Consider the following 18,064-nt stretch of genomic DNA (forward strand, 5'->3'; position numbering starts at 1 on the left):
GGGCCGGCCGGCGCATGTGTCTGTCGCGCGGCGGCGGCGAGCCGACATTGTCGGCGATTTCGCCCGCGGGCGATCGGAAGGCCCGGCGACGGCCTGCCGGCCTGCCGTGGCTCAGGCGCGCCGCGGCGTGCGATCGACGCTCACGGCCGTCTGCACGACGACCCGGTTGCGCCCGTGTTCCTTCGCGCGGTACAGCGCGTCGTCGGCGAGCTTCAGCGCGGCCTGGATGCTGTCGTCGCGCTCCGGATAGCAGGTCGTCACGCCAATGCTCGCGGTCAGGCAGTCGGACGAGCCCGTGGCGTGCCGGATGCCGAGATCGAGGATGCCGGTGCGGATCGCTTCGGCGATCGTCACGGCGCCGGGCGTATCGACGTCGGGCAGCACGACGACGAACTCCTCGCCGCCGTAGCGGGCCGCATAGTCGGCCGGGCGCCGCAGGCAGCCGGCGATGCAGCGGCCGACCGCGGCGAGCGCGTCGTCGCCGGCCTGGTGGCCTTGCGTGTCGTTGTAGCGCTTGAAGTGATCGACGTCGACGAACAGCAGCGACAACGCATGCTGCGAGCGTGCCGCGCGGCGCCATTCGCGCTCGAGCGTGACGTCGAGCATGCGACGGTTGTCGAGGCCGGTGAGGCCGTCGGTGCGCGCGAGCGCCTGCAGTTCGGTTTCCGCGCGGTGACGCTTGCGCAGTTGCACGTCGAGCAGCAGCGACAAGCCGACGAAGCCGAGCGCGAGCATGGCCATCGCCGAGCCGATCGGGATCGCGCGGTCGTACCACGCGGCGTAGGTGTCGGCTTCCGAGCGCGCGACCATGATGATCAGCGGCAGATTTTCGAGATGCCGGAACACGTACAGGCGGCGCACGCCGTCGATCGACGCGGTATCGGCGAAGCTGCCCTCATTCGCGGTCATGAAGTGACGGAACGTGCTGGCCTTGCTGATGTCGCGGCCGACGATCGCCGGATCGTACGGCTTGCGCGCGACCATCCGGCCGTCGGTGTTGATCAGCGCGACGGAGCCGCGATCGCCGAGCGCCAGGCGCGAGAACAGGTTCTGGAAATATTCGAGCCGGATCGACATCACGGCGACGCCGCCGAACGACCCGTCGGGCCGCGTGATCCGCCGGCTGAGCGCGATGCTCAGCGAGCCGCCGCGCAGCCGCGAATGGTACGGATCGCTGACGTACAGGCCGACGTTCGGGTGGTCGCGGTGCACCGTGAAATACGGTTCGTTGCTGAAGTTGGCCTTGCGCGGCACATCGCTCATGCCGTCGACCGCGATGTCGCCGTTCGCGTCGAGCACGTAGATGCCGCCGAGGTATTTGGCCGTCGTCGCGCGGTCGAACAGCACCTGGCGGCGCAGCGACATCGGCAGCGCGGCGACCGCGGGATCGTTCGAGCCGTCGACGACCGCCTGCAGCGACAGCGAATAGATCTCGATGTTGCGCTCGATGTCCCACGACGCCATCAGCGCGATGTTCTGCTGGGTGGTGCGCGCGCGATCGCGTGCGTCGATGCGGCCTTCGTACAGCACGATGGCGCACAGCAGCAACAGGAGCAGCGCGATCAGCAGCCCTGAATAGAAGATCAGGTGCGGCAGCAGGAACCGGCGAAATTGCGCGGCGATGCGGCCCGTCAAGCCGGATTCGCTGGGCATTGCGTAGTCGGTTTCTGCCATGGTCCGTGGATCGATGGGCATCGCCGCCAGGCGGCGGGCCGATGCGATTGTTCGTATGATTTGCCGGCGGCGATCCGGTGCGCGGTCTCCGATGCGCACGCCGCCCGATCGACCGGAGAACCGGAGCCGATCATCGATGATTGCGGTCGGATAAACCGCAAAAATCGCTCCATTCACCAGGAGGACTGGCCGCGATTCAACGATCCGACTAATCGAGCGGCGCGGATTGTTCCGAGTATAACGCGCGTATTTGTATACGCGGAGAATGTTGCGGACCGTTGATCCGGATCAAATTATCGCCGTGGCCAATACTTGCCAATCGCGCGTGGAGCGTTGCGGTGCAAGGCTTTGCGCCAGGGGCGGCGCGGCGCGCATTCCACGGTCGCCGGTTTAACAATTTTAACGGCCGGTGAAGCAGGAACTTGAAGCGGTGCGAGACGGACCGATTATCGATTTCGATGTCTGCGTGAATTCGCAGATGAAAACGGGCGGCCACGATGGCCGCCCGTTTTGCGAAACCGCATGCGGGAAAGCCCGCATGCAAGGGTTTACGCGCCGTGCTGCTGCGCCTTGTACGCGAGCCGGAACCGATGCAGCAGCGGCTCGGTATAACCGCTCGGCTGCGACGTGCCCTGCAGCGCCAGCGCGCACGCGGCCTGGAATGCCGTCGACTGGTCATAGCCGGGCGCCATCGGGCGATAGTTCGGATCGCCGGCGTTCTGCTGATCGACGACGCGCGCCATCCGCTTGAACACGTCGAGCACGAACGCCTCGGTGATCACGCCGTGGCGCAGCCAGTTCGCGATGTGCTGGCTCGAGATGCGCAGCGTCGCGCGGTCTTCCATCAGGCCGACGTCGTGGATGTCCGGCACCTTCGAGCAGCCGACACCCTGTTCGACCCAGCGCACGACGTAGCCGAGGATGCCCTGCGCGTTGTTCTCGACTTCGCTCAGGATCTCGGCCTCGCTCCACTCGGCGCGTTCGACGACCGGCACGGTCAGCAGGCCTTCGAGCAGCGCGTCGCGTTCGCTCACATACGGCGTCTTCTCGAGTTCCTGCTGGACGGCCTGCACGTCGACAAGGTGGTAGTGCAGCGCGTGCAGCGTCGCGGCGGTCGGCGACGGCACCCACGCGGTGTTCGCGCCGGCGCGCGGATGCGCAATCTTCTGCTCGAGCATCGCGTGCATCAGGTCCGGCATCGCCCACATGCCCTTGCCGATCTGCGCGCGGCCGCGCAGGCCGGCCGACAGGCCCGCGAGCACGTTGTTGCGCTCGTACGACTGGATCCACGCCGACGACTTCATGTCGCCCTTGCGGATCATCGGGCCCGCCTCCATCGCGGTGTGCATCTCGTCGCCGGTGCGATCGAGGAAGCCGGTGTTGATGAACGCGACGCGCGCGGCGGCGGCCGCGATACAGGCGGCGAGGTTCACGCTGGTGCGGCGCTCCTCGTCCATGATGCCCATCTTCAGCGTGTTGCGCGGCAGGCCGTACAGGTCCTCGATGCGCGCGAACAGCGTGTCGGCGAACGCGACTTCGACCGGGCCGTGCATCTTCGGCTTCACGATGTAGATCGAGCCCGTGCGCGAGTTGCGCTTCGCCTTCAGGTCGTGCAGCGAGCACAGCACCGTGACGACGCCGTCGAGGATGCCTTCCGGAATCTCGTTGCCGTCGCGGTCGAGCACCGCGCCGTTGGTCATCAGGTGGCCGACGTTGCGCACGAACAGCAGCGAGCGGCCGTGCAGCGTCAGCGTGCCGCCGGCCGGCGTCGTGTATTCGCGATCGGCGTTCAGGCGGCGCGTGAAGGTCTTGCCGCCCTTCGCGACTTCCTCGACCAGCGTGCCCTGCATCAGGCCGAGCCAGTTGCGATAGAGCTGGACCTTGTCGTCGGCGTCGACCGCCGCGACCGAATCCTCACAGTCGATGATCGTGCTGACCGCGGCTTCGAGCACGACGTCCTTCACGTTCGCGAGATCGGCGCGGCCGATGGGGGTCGACGCGTCGATCTGGATCTCGAGGTGCAGGCCGTTGTGCTTCAGCAGGATCGCGGACGGTGCGCCCGCCGCGCCCTGGTAGCCGACGAACTGCGCCGGCTGCGCGAGGTGCACGACGCCCTTGCCGGTTTCGACGGCGAGCTGGCCGTCCTCCACGCGATAGCGCAGTGCATCGCGGTGCGAGCCGCTCGCGAGCGGCGCCGCGTTGTCGAGCACGTTACGCGCGTAGTCGATCACGCGCTGGCCGCGCGTCGGGTTGTAGGCCGTGGTGCGTTCGGCGCCGCCGTCCTCGGGCAGCGCGTCGGTGCCGTACAGTGCGTCGTAGAGGCTGCCCCAGCGCGCGTTCGCGGCGTTCAGCGCATAGCGCGCGTTCGACAGCGGCACGACGAGCTGCGGGCCGGCCTGCGTCGCGATCTCGCTGTCGACGTTCGCGGTGGCTGCCGCAACGTTCGACGGGACCGGCACGAGGTAGCCGATCTGTTCGAGGAACGCGCGATACGCGGCATGGTCGCGCACCGGGCCGGGGTGCGCGCGATGCCACGCGTCGAGTTCCAACTGCAGGCGGTCGCGTTCCGCGAGCAGTTCGCGGTTGCGCGGTGCGAGATCGTGCACCAGGGCCGAGAAACCGCTCCAGAAGGCGGCCTTGTCGATACCGGTGCCCGGCAGTGCTTCGTTTTCAATGAACTGGCTCAGCGCTGGCGCGACTTGCAGTCCTGCTTGGTCGATCATCGTGATTCCTCCCGGGGAAAAAATCGCGCGCGGCTTGGCTGGTTATGCCGCGACGCTTTGTGTGCCGGCGCGGGCGATCTGCGCGTCCTGTTCGGACTTTACGCCAGACACGCCGATCGCGCCCGCAATGCGGCCGTTCACCGTCACCGGCACGCCGCCTTCGAGCAACCCCGTCAGCGGCACGCTCAGAAACGCCGTGCGGCCACCGTTGATCATATCCTCATACGCCTTGGTCTCGCGACGGCCGAGCGCCGCCGCGCGCGCCTTGTCCTGCGCGATGCAGGCGCTGGCCGCCGATGCACCGTCGAGGCGCGCGAACGCGAGCAGGTGCCCGCCGTCGTCGACGACGGCGATCGACACGGCCCAGCCATGACGCTCGGCCTCCGCGCGGGCGGCGGCGAGCATGCGGTCGACGTCGGCGAGTTCGAGTTCGGGCTTCGTTTTCATGGCGTTCCTCCGGAATCAGCGGTCAGTTGACGAGTCGGTTGTCGACGAGCTCGATCCAGTGGCGCACGCGCGTGCGGCCCGCGCCGTTCAGGTGAGTCTGGCAGCCGATGTTGGCCGTGACAATCAGGTCCGGCCGCGCGGCTTCGAGTGCGTCGAGCTTGTTGTCGCGCAGTCTGGTGGCGAGTTCGGGCTGCGTCAGCGCGTAGGTGCCGGCGGAGCCGCAGCACAGATGGCTGTCGGCGACATTCGTCAGATCGAAGCCGAGCCGCGTCAGGATGCTTTCCACCGCGCCGCCGAGCCGCTGCGCGTGCTGCAGCGTGCACGGGCAATGAACCGCGACGCGGCGCTGCGTCGCATCGGCCAGCGCGTCGAGCGGCTCGGCCGCGACGACTTCCGCGAGATCGCGCGCGAGTGCGCTGACGCGCCGCGCCTTGTCGGCATAGACGGGGTCGGAGCGCAACAGGTCGCCGTATTCCTTCACGAACGCGCCGCAGCCGCTCGCCGTCAGCACGATCGCTTCCGCGCCGGCCTCGATCGCGGGCCACCACGCGTCGATGTTGCGGCGTGCGCGTGCGAGCCCGGCCTCCTGCGCGTTCAGGTGATATTCGGTCGCGCCGCAGCAGCCGGCCTCGCGCGCGGGCGTCACGCCGATGCCGAGCCGGTCGAGCACGCGCGCGGCGGCCGCGTTCGTGTTCGGCGACAGCGAAGGCTGCACGCAGCCTTCCAGCATCAGCACGCGCCGGGCATGGCGCACAGGCGGGCGCGGCGTGGCGGCGGGCACGGCGGCCGGGATCTTGTCCTGCAGCGTGCCGGGCAGCAGCGGGCGCAGCGCGCGGCCGGCCTTCAGCAGCGCGGCGAAGGTCGCCGGCCGCGGCACGACGTGGCGCAGGCCGGCGCGCAGCAGGCGCTCGCGCGCCGGACGCCGCGCGCGCTTCTCGGCTTCCGCGCGGCCGATGTCGAGCAGCGTGTGATAGCGCACGCCGGACGGACAGGTCGTCTCGCAGTTGCGGCAGGTCAGGCAGCGGTCGAGATGCTGCTGCGTGCGCTCGCCGCACGGTTCGCCCTCGAGCATTTGCTTGATCAGGTAGATGCGTCCGCGCGGCCCGTCGAGCTCGTTGCCGAGCACCTGGTAGGTCGGGCAGGTCGCATTGCAGAAGCCGCAGTGCACGCACGCGCGCAGGATCGCTTCCGCTTCGTCGGCCCGGTCGAGGGCCTTGCTGGCTTCGCTGAGATTGGTTTGCATCGGCGGTTCGAAGTCGGGTTGGCGTTCAGACGTCCGCGTACAGGCGGCCGGGATTGAAAATCGCATGCGGATCCAGCTGCGCCTTCAGCTGGCGATGCACGCGCAGCAGCGCGGGCGGCAGCGGCTGGAACGGCTCGGACGTCGTGCCGGGCGTGAAGCAGGTCGCGTGGCCGCCCCACTGCGCGGCGAACCGCTGCACGTCGGCCGGTGCGGCGTCGGTTTTCAGCCAGCGCTGCGCGCCACCCCAGTCGACGAGCAGCGCGCCGGCGAGCGAATCGAGCGGCGCGGCGGCTGGCACCGACACGCGCCACAGCGGGCGCGGATCGTCGAAGAATGGCAGCGACAGGTCGCGCAGCCGTGCCCAGAACCCGTCGTCGCGATCGTCCATGCGCGCGCCGCCGATCGTGTCGCGCGCGGCCTTCACCGAGCCCTCGCCGCCTTCGAGGCGCACCCGCAGCACGCCGTCCGCGTGGCAGGCGCCCGCCAGCGGCAGCCCCGCGCGACGCCATTCGGCGACGCGCTGCACGGCTTCGGCGGCGGCGAGCGGCAACGCGAGATCGCCGGTCGCGCGCGGCTTCGGCAGCACCTTCAGCGACACCTCCGTCACGACGCCGAGACAGCCGAAGCTGCCCGCAAGCAGCCGCGACACGTCATAGCCCGCGACGTTCTTCATCACCTCGCCGCCGAAGCGCAGATGTTTCGCGTGGCCGGTGATCACGCGGCAGCCGAGCACGAAGTCGCGCACCGCGCCCGCCCACGGGCGGCGCGGCCCCGACAGCGCGGCCGCGAACATCCCGCCGACGGTGGCCGAGCCGCCGAACGTCGGCGGCTCGCACGGCAGCATCTGGCCGGCCGCGTCGAGCATCGCGTCGAGTTCGGCGAGCGGCGTGCCCGCGCGCGCAGTGATGACGAGTTCGGTCGGGTCGTACGCGACGATGCCGCGATGCGTGCGCACGTCGAGCGTGCGGCCTTCGACGGCGCGGCCGACGAACGCCTTCGTGCCCGCGCCGCGAATGTGCACTGGCTGGCGATCGTGGATCGCGGCGTCGACCTGCGCGACGAGCGCTGCGCTGTCGTCGATCGATTCGGGTTCGCGTTCGCGTCGCATCAAAAGCGCTCCAGTTCGGGAAACGGCAGCTTGCCGTGATGGACGTGCATCGCGCCGAATTCGGCGCAGCGATGCAGCGTCGGAATGTTCTTGCCGGGATTGAGCAGGCGCCGCGGATCGAACGCGGCCTTCACCGCGTGGAAGAACGTGATTTCGTCGGCGTTGAACTGCACGCACATCTGGTTGATCTTCTCGCGCCCGACGCCGTGTTCGCCGGTGATGCTGCCGCCCACCGCGACGCACAGCTCGAGGATCCTGCCGCCGAGCGCCTCCGCGCGGTCGAGCTCGCCGGGACGGTTCGCGTCGAACAGGATCAGCGGATGCATGTTGCCGTCGCCCGCATGGAACACGTTCGCGACCGGCAGCGCATATTCGGCGGATAGCGAGGCGATCCCTTCGAGCACGCGCGGCAGTTCGCGGCGCGGGATCGTGCCGTCCATGCAGTAATAGTCGGGCGACATGCGGCCGACCGCCGGGAACGCGTTCTTGCGGCCGGCCCAGAAACGCTGACGCTCCGCTTCGTCGCGCGCGACGCGGATTTCCGACGCGCCGGCGTCGCGCAGCAGCGCGGCGACGCGTTCGGCGTCTTCGTCGACGTCGGTTGCCGCGCCGTCGAGTTCGCACAGCAGGATCGCCTGCGCGTCGACCGGATAGCCCGCGTGGATGAAGTCTTCGGCCGCACGGATCGCGAGGTTGTCCATCATCTCGAGCCCGCCGGGGATCACGCCCGCGCCGATGATCCGCGCGACCGCCGCGCCGGCTTCGGCGACGTCGTCGAAGCTCGCCATCAGCACCTTCACGCTCGGCGGCAACGGCAGCAGCTTCACCGTCACCTCGGTGACGATGCCGAGCATCCCCTCCGAGCCGGTGAACAGCGCGAGCAGGTCGAAGCCGGGGGCGTCGAGCGCGTCGGCGCCGAGCGTCAGCGTGTCGCCGTCGATCGTCAGGATCTCGACCTTCAGGATGTTGTGCACCGTCAGCCCGTATTTGAGGCAGTGCACGCCGCCCGCGTTTTCGGCGACATTGCCGCCGATCGAGCATGCGATCTGCGACGACGGATCGGGCGCGTAGTGGAGGCCGTGCGGGGCCGCGGCCTGCGAGATCGCGAGGTTGCGCACGCCGGGCTGCACGCGCGCGATGCCGGCATCGGCGTCGATCCCGAGAATCCGGTTGAACTTCGACATCACGAGCAGGATGCCCTTTTCGAGCGGCATCGCGCCGCCCGACAGGCCCGTGCCCGCGCCGCGCGCGACGACCGGCACGCCGTGCGCGGCCGCGACGCACAGCACCGCGCGCACCTGCTCGACCGTGTCGGGCAGCACGACCGCAAGCGGCACAGTGCGGTACGCGGCGAGGCCGTCGCATTCGAACGGCTTCAGCGCCTCGCGTTCGTGCAGCACGTCGAGGCCGGGCGCCGCCGCGTCGAGCGCGGCGACGAGCGTGTCGCGGTCGACGGTCGCCAGCGGGCCGTCGATGCGTTCGTCGTAGGTGAAACTCATCGTGTGTCTCCCGTCTCCACCCTCTTCACCATGCAGGCGGCCGCGGGATGCGCGGCGCGCCGGATGGACCGCATTCTTGGCGGGAGGCCGGCACGTGTCCAGACGTTGCTGGCGTGGTCATACCAGTTTTTCGAGGCGTGCCTTTCGTGAGGACTCGATCAAGACATAAAACCCAATCCACACAAGGGTTTGTGAGAAAATCGACGACATTCGCCAGAAGTGGTCATACCAGTATGGAAAAGCAGGATCGACAAGCACCGGCGCGCAATGTCGCCGACGTCGTCGCGGAGCGGATCGAGCAGTTGATCGTCGATGGCGTGCTGAAGGCCGGGCAAGCGCTGCCGTCCGAGCGGCGGCTCACCGAGAAGCTCGGCGTGTCGCGCACGGCCGTGCGCGAAGGGATGAAGCTGCTGCGCGCGCGCGGGATCATCGACACGACGCACGGCAAGGGGTCGTTCGTCGCGAGTCTGACCCCGCAGCGCGAAGTCTCGCCGATGATGCATCTGCTCGGCTCGCAGCCGCGCACGCTGTACGACCTGTTCGAAGTGCGCGGGATGCTCGAGACCGAAGCCGCGCGGCTCGCCGCGCTGCGCGGCACGCCCGCCGACTTCATCCTGATCAAGCGCCGATACGAGGAAATGACCGCGGCCGACGCGCAGGATCTCGATCCGGCCGCGCGCGCGAAGCTCGACCATGCGTTCCATCTCGCGATCTGCGAGGCGTCGCACAATCCGGTGCTCGTCAACACGCTGCAATCGCTGACCGATCTGCTGCTCAGTTCCGTGTTCGCGTCGGTGAACAATCTCTATCACCGCGAGCCGCTGAAGAAGCAGATCGACCGCCAGCACGCGCGGCTCTACAACGCGGTGACCGGGCGGCTGCCCGACCAGGCGCGCAAGGCCGCGAGCGAGCATATCCGGCAGTGCGTCGATTATCTGCGCGAGATCGAAGCGGAGGAGCAGCGGCTCGTGCGCTCGACGCTGCGCCTCGAAGGGTGGACCTGAGCCGCTTGACCCGGCGTGGCCGTGGGCGCCGTGACGTGTATCAGGAATATCGCGCTGACCCTGCGGCCTGACGGTCGAATATGTCACAACCTGATGCATTCGATGCGTGGCCCGACACGACCCGTTTCGCCCTGGCGCGACACGCGCCTTCGCGGTTGACCGTGACGCGCCGCCAATCCTTGAAGGAGGACGCTGCATGTCGATTCCGATGCATGGCGACGGGGCCGAGGCTCGCGCCGTCCAGATCCTGCATCGCCCCGTCTGCGACCTGCTCGGCTGTGCATGGCCGATCGTGCTTGCGGGCATGGGCGGCGTCGCGCGGGCGGAGCTCGCGAGTGCGGTGAGCGCCGCCGGCGGGTTTGGTTTTCTCGGGATGGTGCGCGAGCCGGTCGCGTTGATCCGGCGCGAGGTCGAACAGGTGCGCGCGGCCACCGAGCGGCCATTCGGCGTCAACCTGATTCCCGCCTCGACACCGCCCGAGTTGCTCGATGCGCAGATCGATGCGTGTATCGAACTGCGTGTGCCGGCCGTTGCGTTGTTCTGGGACGTGATGCCGGCCGTCGTGCGGCGTCTGCGCGATGCGGGCGTGCGGGTGGTTCATCAGGTGGGCTCGCTCGACGATGCGCGCGCGGCCGAGGCGGCCGGGGCGCAGGCGCTGATCGCACAGGGGCGCGAGGCTGGCGGCCACGTGCGTGGTGATCGGCCGTTGGCCGAATTGCTGCCTGAAGTGATTCGCGCGACGCGGTTGCCGGTGCTCGCGGCGGGCGGGATCGTCGACGGCGCCGACGTGGCCGCCGCGATGGCGCTCGGCGCGCAGGGGGCGGTGATGGGTACGGCGTTTATCGCGACGCACGAATCATTCGCGCATGCGTATCACCAGCAGCGGATCGTCGATGCGCGTGAAGGCGACACGTTGTTGACCGACATCTTTCACATCAACTGGCCGCGCGGTGCGCGGGTTCGTGTGCTGCCGTCGAGCGTGACGCGTGGCGAGCGCGGTGATCCGTTCAACGACGAGCGCGTCGTGATCGGTGACGAGGAGGGGCGGCCGATTTATCTGTTCAGTACAGACTCGCCGTTGCGTACGATGACCGGCGATGTCGAGGCGATGGCGTTGTATGCGGGCACGGGGGCCGGGCGAATTCGAGCGATCGAATCGGCCGGCGACGTGCTGCGCCGGATCGTGCGCGACGCGGCGGCGATCGTCGAGAAAGGTGCGGCGGTCTCACCGACGGGCGAGGTGAATGAGGACCGCACGGCATTGCTCGCGGCGCTCGACGAATTGCTGGAGGCGGAGCGCGCGGGTGCACGCGTTGCGTCGGAGACGGCGGCCGAGGTCAATGACGATCCCGAACTCCATCGGCTGATCGCGCATATCCGACAGGACGAGGCGCATTGGTGCAGCGTGCTGGTCGATGCGATACGCACGCTCGGCGCGACACCGACGCGCGCGACCGGCGCGTTCCATGAAAAGGCGATGGCGATCGATGATCTGGCCGAGCGGATGGCGTTTTTGAATCGCGGACAGCGGTGGGTCGTGCGCAAGCTGCAAGCGCTGCTGCCGACGCTCGCCGATCCGGATATTCATCACGCGCTGTCGTTGATGCTGGTCGCGCACGAGAAGAATATCGGCGCGGTGGATGCGCGGTTGAGGGAGAAAGGGGCGGGGAGCGTTTAGGTAGGGCGTATCCGCGCAGGTTCTTTGGGGATTGCCGAGGTGGGTATGGTCTATTTGGCCCTGACGTGAACACAGGCCCCATCAGAACAAAAAAGCCCGCCGAAGCGGGCAATCCTCTCGATGAAGAGGGGGAGATCCGAATTCGCGATCGGCGGTCAGGGCGAATTCAACCTTTGGTTGCCCCGAACGTCAGCCCCGCGACGAAATGTTTCTGCATCGCGAAGAACATCGCGACCGACGGCAACGCGGCGAGAATCGACCCGGCCGAGACGAGGTTCCACGATGTCGTCCATTGTCCCTTCAGCGCTGCCACCCCCGCGGTGATCGGCGCGGCCTCGTCGCCTTGCGTGAGACACAGCGCCCAGAAGTAGTCGTTCCAGACGAACGTGAACACGAGAATCGCAAGCGCCGCCAACGCCGGACGGATCAACGGCAACACGATCCGCCAGAACACCGTCCATTCGCCGGCGCCTTCGATCCGCGCCGCCTCGATCAGCTCGAACGGCAACTGCTTGATGAAATTCCGCAGAAACAGCGTACAGAACCCCGTCTGGAACGCGACGTGAAAGAGAATCAACGCCTCGACCGTATTGAATACCCCGAGCCTGAGCGACAAATCCCGCACGGGAATCATCAACACCTGCACCGGCACGAAATTCCCCGCGACGAACGTCCCGAACAACGCGGCATTCCCGCGAAACCGGTAAGTCGCCAGCGCGAACCCGGCCATCGCGGCAAGCGCGATCGACCCGAGCACCGACGGCACCGTGATCTGCACGCTGTTCCAGAAGTAATGCAGCATCGGCGACGTGGTCAGCGCGTCGCGATAGTTCTCGATCATCGAGAAGTGTCGCGGCCAGCCCCAGTAGTGGCCTTCGACCAGTTCCTCGGTCGAGCGCACCGACGTGACGAACACCGCGATCATCGGCAGCAGCCAGATCACCAGCGCGACGGGCAGCGACAGCTTGTACAGCCGGCGCGATACCGGCTTCCAGTGGGCAACGGGTGTCGGAAACATGATGAAGGCATCCCCGGAAGGTCAGGTCACTGCTCGTTGCGCAGCATGCGGCGCAACTGGAACACGATGTAGACGAGCATGATCGCGAACAGCACGACCGCGATCGCCGCGGAATAGCCGAGCCGGTAGTACTTGATCGCCTGGTCGTACATGTAATACGCGAGCACGGTCGAGCTTTCGAACGGGCCGCCGCCCGTCATGACCGAAATCAGGTCGAAGCTGCGCAGTGCGCCGATCACCGTGACGACGATCGCCATGAACGTGGTCGGCCGCAACTGCGGCAGAACGACGTGCCACAGCAGCGCGAAGCCGCGCGCGCCTTCCATCCGCGCCGCTTCGATCTGTTCCGGGTTCACCGACGTGAGGCCGGTGAGGTACAGGATCATGCAGTACGCGGTCTGCGGCCACAGCGCGGCGAACACGATGCCGAACGTCGCGTAGCGCGCATCGCCGAGCACCGGGATGCCGTGTCCGGCGATCAGCGCGAGCAGCCCGAAGGTCGGATCGTAGAACCACGAGAAGATCAGGCCGACGACCACGCCCGACAACACGAACGGCGCGAAGAACAGCGACTTCACGAGCCGGATGCCGGCGACCGCCTGGTTCAGGTACAGCGCGAGCGCGAGGCCGAGCGGCGGCGCGAGCATGAACAGCGCGAGCCAGATCACGTTGTTGCGCAGCGCGGTGTAGAACGTCGGTGCGTGCAGCAGCTCGGCGTAGTTCGCGAGACCGACGAACGTGCGCTCGGTCATCCCGTCCCAGTTGCAGAGGCTCAGCCACAGCGTCGACAGGATCGGCCAGATCACATAGACGGCAACCATTGCGCACGCGGGCGCGAGAAAGAGCCACGCGGCGCGCTGTTGCCGCCGCACGGCCGGCGACGGGCGACGCGCGCGCAGTGCGGCGGGCGACCTGCCGGCCGGCGGCGCGGCGGCGGCCGGTGCGGCAGGCGTTTCGACGGGTCTGGACGTGATCGGACTGGACACGGCAAGCCTCCTGGACGGACGCGGCGGCACGGGGCCGCCGCAGGGGTCACGCGGTTACTTCTTGTAGATCCGCTTGCGGGTCTGCTCGAGTTGCGCGAGCACGGTATCGAGCTGCGCGGGATTCGCGAGGAACTGCTGCATCCCCTTCATCCCTTCGTCGGCCATTTCCTTCGTCATGTCGCGGTCGTAGAACTGCGCGACGCCGCCCCGGGTATCGGCGAGGATCCGGAAGCCGATCCGCGAGATCGGATCGGCCGGTTCCGGCGACTTGCTGTTGGCCGACAGCGAGCCGAGCCCTTCCGCGAGCTTCGCGCCCATCTCGGGCGTTTCGACGAACGCGAGGAACGTATGCGCGTCGGCCTTGTTCTTCGCCTTGGTCGGGATGTGCAGCGATTCGACCGGGCCGTCCTCGGCGGTCGGCACCTTCGGGTCGATGATCGGGAAGCGGTAATAGCCCATTTCCTGCTTCACGTTCGGCGGAAAGCCCGCGGCGATGAAGGTACCCATCAGCATCATCGCGGCCTTGCCCTGGAACAGGAACGGCTGCGCGCCGTCGAGATCGTAGGACAGCGCGTTGTCGATGAAGTAGCCCGAATCGATTAGCGATTTCCACGTCGTGTAGACCTTCTTCACGCGCGGGTCGGTGTACGGCACGTCGCCGGCCATCAGTTGCTGGTGGAACGCATTGCCGTTCAGGCGCAGGTCGAGATAGTCGAACCAGCCGGCGAGCGTCCACGCGTCGCGGCCGCCGACCGCGACCGGCGTGATGCCGGCTGCCTTCAGCTTCTTGCATGCGTCGAGGAATTGGTCCCAGGTCTTCGGCTCGTCCGCGATGCCGACCTTGCGGAACAGGTCCTTGCGATAGAACAGCCCCCACGAGTAATAGACGGTCGGCGCCGCGTACTGCTTGCCGTTGTACGACGATGCGTCGCGCGTCGACGCGTACATCGCGCCCCAGCCGTTCTTCGCCCAGTCGCCGCTCAGGTCCTCGAACAGCCCGCGCTTCGCGTAGTACGCCATCCGCTCGCCCGCGTGCCAGTTCACGACGTCGGGTGCGACGGTCGTGAGCCATGCGGGGAGCTGCACCTTATACGCTTCCTCGTCGACGAAGGTGGGCTTCACGTCGATGTCGGGATGGGCCTTGTGGAACGCCTCGAGCGTCGACTGCCAGACCGCGCGCTGGCTGGCGCCCTTGAACGCGATGTTGATCGTCAGCGTGCCCGCGTCGGCCGGCGCCGTGGCGCCGAACGAAGCGAACGCGATGGCGGCGGCGGTCGCAAGCCGGGCGGCGACGCGAAGGGGGCGATGTGTCATGTATGTCTCCATTCCTGTGTGTCGTTGTGCTTGACCGGCGCGTCGCGGCGCCGGGGGCGGTTGCTACGAACGGCTTCGGTACACGGCGACGCCTTGCGGCTCGACCTGCGCGGCGCCGACCACGAACGCGGACGGCGGCACCGCATCGATCGTGTGCGGCGTGCTGCCGTAGTTGAATACGTAGGTCAGGCCGCCGCGCCGGCTTACGCGCACGCCGTCGCCGAGCGGCGACGGTGTCAGGCCGGCTTCGGCCGCGACGTCGGCGAACAGGCGCGCGGTGGTCGCATCGTCGAACAGCGCGGCCCAGTAATGCAGCGTGCCGTGCGACACGCAGGCCGGATGACCGTCGGCGAAGCGTGCACGCACGACGCTGCGTGCGTCGTCGTGCAGCTCGACGAGGTCGCGCCAGTGGCGTGCGTCGCCGTTGAGCGGCGAGCCGTCGCGCAGCGTGCCGTCGATCCGCTCGGTCACGTTCGGCCGCAGCGATTCGACGCGCCACACGCGCATCGGCAGGATCGAGGCGAGCGGGCCGGGCGGCAGCGTCCGCGGAATCTGCAGGTCGATGGTCTTCGAACCGGTGCGCGGCCCGAACACCGCATGCGCGCCCGATGCGGCGAGCCGCGCCGCGAAGTCGTCCGGCACGATCGGCAGCGGCGGCACGACGACGAGCCGGTAGCCGTCGAGCGGCGCACGCGCGGAAATGATGTCGACGTCGAGGCCGAGCGAACGCAGCGCCGAGTAGTACTCGAACGCGAAGCGCGGGTAGTGGAAATCGGCGCCTTGCGGCTGCACGTCGAACAGCCACTTCGCTTCGTAGTCGAACACGAGCGCGACGGGCGCACGCACGGCGCCGTTCGCGTCGGCATCGGCGCCGGCGTCGATCACGGCGGCAATCTCGTGCGCGACGCGCTGTGCTTCGCGGCCGCCCTCGTCGAGTCGATCGTCCGGCGTATGCAGGCCCGCATGCATCTGCTCCTGCGCGAACGGCGCCTGCCGCCAGCGGAAGTACGACACGCAGCCGGCGCCGTGCGCGAACGCTTCCCAGCTCCACAGGCGCACCATGCCCGGCAGCGGCGCGGGGTTCCAATGTGCCCAGTTCACGGGCCCCGGCTGCTGCTCCATCACCCAGAACGGCAGCTTCGACATGCCGCGATAGAGGTCGTGATTGAACGACGCGAAATCCGGATGGCCGGTGCGCAGCCAGCGCGCCTTCACGTCGGGCGCGAACCATTGCTCCTCGAGCGCGCCGAGCGGATAGCTGTCCCACGTCGCGACGTCGAGGTCGCGCGCGACCTCGTAGTGATCGAACTCGGTGAAGAGCTGCATGAAATTGTGCGCGACGGGGCGGCCCGGCGAATGGGCGCGGATCACGTCGACCTGCATCCGGTGATAGCGTGCGACTTCGTCCGACGCGAAGCGCCGATAGTCGAGGCGGTGCGACGGATGCGCTTCGGTCACGGTGCCGACCGGCGCGTCGACTTCGTCGAAATGCCGATACTCCATGCTCCAGAACACGGTGCCCCACGCGCGGTTCAGCGCATCGATCGTGCCGTAGCGCGCCTGCAGCCATGCGCGAAAACGCACGAGCGCGGCGGGCGAGTAGCTGACGACCGTCTGATGGCAACCGAGCTCGTTGTCGGTCTGCCAGTAGCGCACGGCGGGGTGGTGGCCGTAGCGTTCGGCGACCGCCGTGCAGATGCGGCGCGACGCGTCGAGATAGGTCGGCGACGAGAAGTCGTAGTGGCGGCGCGAACCGAACGTGCGCGGCCGTCCGTCCGCGCCGATCGCGAGGATGTCGGGGTGACGGTCGACGAGCCACTTCGGCGGCGTCGCGGTGGGCGTGCACATCACGATCTCGAGACCGGCCGCGGAGAGCACGTCGACCGCGCGGTCGAGCCAGCCCCAGTCGTATTCGCCCGGCGACGGCTCGATGCGGCTCCACGCGAATTCGGCGATCCGCACCTGCGCGATGCCGAGCGCCTTCATCCGGCGGGCGTCGTCGGCCCACATCGATTCCGGCCAGTGTTCCGGGTAGTAACAGACTCCGAGGCGCATGCCGATCCTTATGCGTAATGGTGGACGGGAAGGTCGGCGCACGCGGGCAGCGAACGGCCGTCTTCGGTGAAGAGGTGGCAGGCCGCGGCCGGCGCATGCGCATGCACGCGCTCGCCGCTGCGCACGGCGGCGTCGCCGGGCACTTTCGCGATCAGCGCCGTGCCGCCTGGCTGGTCGAGATGCACGTAGGTCTGCTCGCCGAGGCGCTCGACGAGCACGACGTCGCGCGCGAGCGTGGTTGCGTCGTGCGCGGCGCCGAGCGTCAGGTGTTCGGGGCGGATGCCGAGCGTGACGGCCGCGCCGACCGCGAGCACGGAACCGTCGCGCGGCAGCGTGAAGGTTTCGCCGGACGGCACGACGGTGACGATCGTGCGCTGCGCGTCGCAGGCGACGACGATGGCCGGCAGGAAGTTCATCCGCGGCGAGCCGATGAAGCCGGCGACGAAGCGGCTGGCCGGATGGTGATAGAGGTCGAGCGGCGCACCGACCTGCGCGATGCTGCCGTGCCGCGCGGTGTCCGCGCCGGCATGCAGCAGCACGATCTTGTCGGCGAGCGTCATCGCTTCGGTCTGGTCGTGCGTCACGTAGACGACGCTCGCACGTTCGAACTGCCGGTGCAGCTTCGCGATCTCGATGCGCGTCTGGCCGCGCAAGGCCGCGTCGAGGTTCGACAGCGGTTCGTCGAACAGAAACACGCCGGGCTCGCGCACGATCGCGCGACCGATCGCGACGCGCTGCCGCTGGCCGCCCGACAGCGCTTTCGGCTTGCGCTCGAGCAGCGTGTCGAGCTGCAGGATCCGCGCGGCGTCGCGCACCTTCCGGTCGATCTCGGCCTTCGGCACGCGCGCGAGCTTCAGCCCGAACGCCATGTTCTCGTAGACCGTCATGTGCGGAAACAGCGCGTAGCTCTGGAACACCATCGCGACGCCGCGTTCGGCGGCCGGCACGTCGTCGACGCGGCGGCCGTCGATCGAGAGCTCGCCGTCGCTCAGGTCCTCGAGGCCCGCGATCATCCGCAGCAGGGTCGACTTGCCGCAGCCGGACGGACCGAGGAATACGCAGAACTCGTGCGCGCCGATCTCCAGATCGACGTCGCGAATGACCGGCGCGTGCTCGCCGTAGGCTTTCTGCACGCGCCGCATCGAGATGCTCGCCATTGTCTCCGCTCCATGTTCTAATGCGCTCTCATCGATGCTTAAGCGCTTAACCATCGCGATCAAAAAAAGCGCCGATAGCGATCGTGGCCGAGTCGCGCCCGTTGATCGGGCGGCAGGGTGTGCGGCGATAGTGCGCCGCTTCGGTAAGCGAAGCAAAT

The 18,064-nt window shown here is 68.2% G+C and carries 13 protein-coding genes; 2 read left to right on the forward strand and 11 right to left on the reverse strand.

Annotated features, from left to right (window positions below):
• Window positions 1-111: 111 nt before the first annotated feature.
• The 6 genes from HWX22_RS03945 to glcD all read right to left on the reverse strand — a co-directional run bounded on the left by HWX22_RS03945 (window position 112) and on the right by glcD (window position 8,694).
• A complete protein-coding gene (locus HWX22_RS03945; protein WP_175910759.1) occupies window positions 112-1,674 on the reverse strand; it encodes a sensor domain-containing diguanylate cyclase in 1,563 nt (520 codons plus the stop codon).
• Window positions 1,675-2,222: 548 nt separating this feature from the next.
• The gene (locus HWX22_RS03950; RefSeq protein ID WP_175910761.1) at window positions 2,223-4,397 is read right to left on the reverse strand and encodes a malate synthase G; all 2,175 of its coding nucleotides are present in this window, start codon (window positions 4,395-4,397) and stop codon (window positions 2,223-2,225) included.
• 42 nt (window positions 4,398-4,439) lie between these two features.
• Complete coding sequence (locus tag HWX22_RS03955) at window positions 4,440-4,844, reverse strand: heme-binding protein (protein ID WP_175910763.1); 405 nt, start codon at window positions 4,842-4,844, stop codon at window positions 4,440-4,442.
• Between the two features lie 22 nt (window positions 4,845-4,866).
• Window positions 4,867-6,087, reverse strand: coding sequence for a glycolate oxidase subunit GlcF (gene glcF / locus HWX22_RS03960; RefSeq protein WP_175910765.1), 1,221 nt, complete (start codon window positions 6,085-6,087; stop codon window positions 4,867-4,869).
• 25 nt (window positions 6,088-6,112) lie between these two features.
• Complete coding sequence (gene glcE / locus HWX22_RS03965) at window positions 6,113-7,195, reverse strand: glycolate oxidase subunit GlcE (protein WP_175910767.1); 1,083 nt, start codon at window positions 7,193-7,195, stop codon at window positions 6,113-6,115.
• Entirely contained in the window at window positions 7,195-8,694 is a 1,500-nt protein-coding gene (gene glcD, locus HWX22_RS03970; RefSeq protein ID WP_175915076.1) for a glycolate oxidase subunit GlcD, read from the reverse strand. Before glcD ends, glcE begins: the two co-directional genes overlap by 1 nt.
• A gap of 233 nt (window positions 8,695-8,927) precedes the next feature.
• On the opposite strand from glcD, the gene glcC reads away from it, so the two are divergent.
• Both glcC and HWX22_RS03980 read left to right on the forward strand, forming a co-directional pair.
• Entirely contained in the window at window positions 8,928-9,698 is a 771-nt protein-coding gene (gene glcC, locus HWX22_RS03975) for a transcriptional regulator GlcC (RefSeq protein ID WP_059604673.1), read from the forward strand.
• A gap of 196 nt (window positions 9,699-9,894) precedes the next feature.
• Entirely contained in the window at window positions 9,895-11,376 is a 1,482-nt protein-coding gene (locus HWX22_RS03980; protein WP_175910771.1) for a nitronate monooxygenase, read from the forward strand.
• 166 nt (window positions 11,377-11,542) lie between these two features.
• On the opposite strand, the gene HWX22_RS03985 is transcribed toward HWX22_RS03980, so the two are convergent.
• The 5 genes from HWX22_RS03985 to ugpC form a co-directional block, all read right to left on the reverse strand.
• Window positions 11,543-12,394, reverse strand: coding sequence for a carbohydrate ABC transporter permease (locus HWX22_RS03985; protein WP_039318652.1), 852 nt, complete (start codon window positions 12,392-12,394; stop codon window positions 11,543-11,545).
• 26 nt (window positions 12,395-12,420) lie between these two features.
• Complete coding sequence (locus HWX22_RS03990) at window positions 12,421-13,380, reverse strand: sugar ABC transporter permease (protein WP_059689227.1); 960 nt, start codon at window positions 13,378-13,380, stop codon at window positions 12,421-12,423.
• Between the two features lie 54 nt (window positions 13,381-13,434).
• Complete coding sequence (locus HWX22_RS03995; protein ID WP_175910773.1) at window positions 13,435-14,694, reverse strand: extracellular solute-binding protein; 1,260 nt, start codon at window positions 14,692-14,694, stop codon at window positions 13,435-13,437.
• Between the two features lie 63 nt (window positions 14,695-14,757).
• Window positions 14,758-16,749, reverse strand: coding sequence for a beta-galactosidase (locus tag HWX22_RS04000; protein ID WP_175915077.1), 1,992 nt, complete (start codon window positions 16,747-16,749; stop codon window positions 14,758-14,760).
• A gap of 8 nt (window positions 16,750-16,757) precedes the next feature.
• Window positions 16,758-17,906: a sn-glycerol-3-phosphate ABC transporter ATP-binding protein UgpC gene (ugpC, locus tag HWX22_RS04005; RefSeq protein WP_175915078.1), complete on the reverse strand. Its 1,149-nt coding sequence runs from the start codon at window positions 17,904-17,906 to the stop codon at window positions 16,758-16,760.
• Between the last annotated feature and the right edge of the window lie 158 nt (window positions 17,907-18,064).

Source organism: Burkholderia sp. BCC1638, from assembly GCF_902833195.1.
GTDB classification, from domain to species: domain Bacteria; phylum Pseudomonadota; class Gammaproteobacteria; order Burkholderiales; family Burkholderiaceae; genus Burkholderia; species Burkholderia diffusa.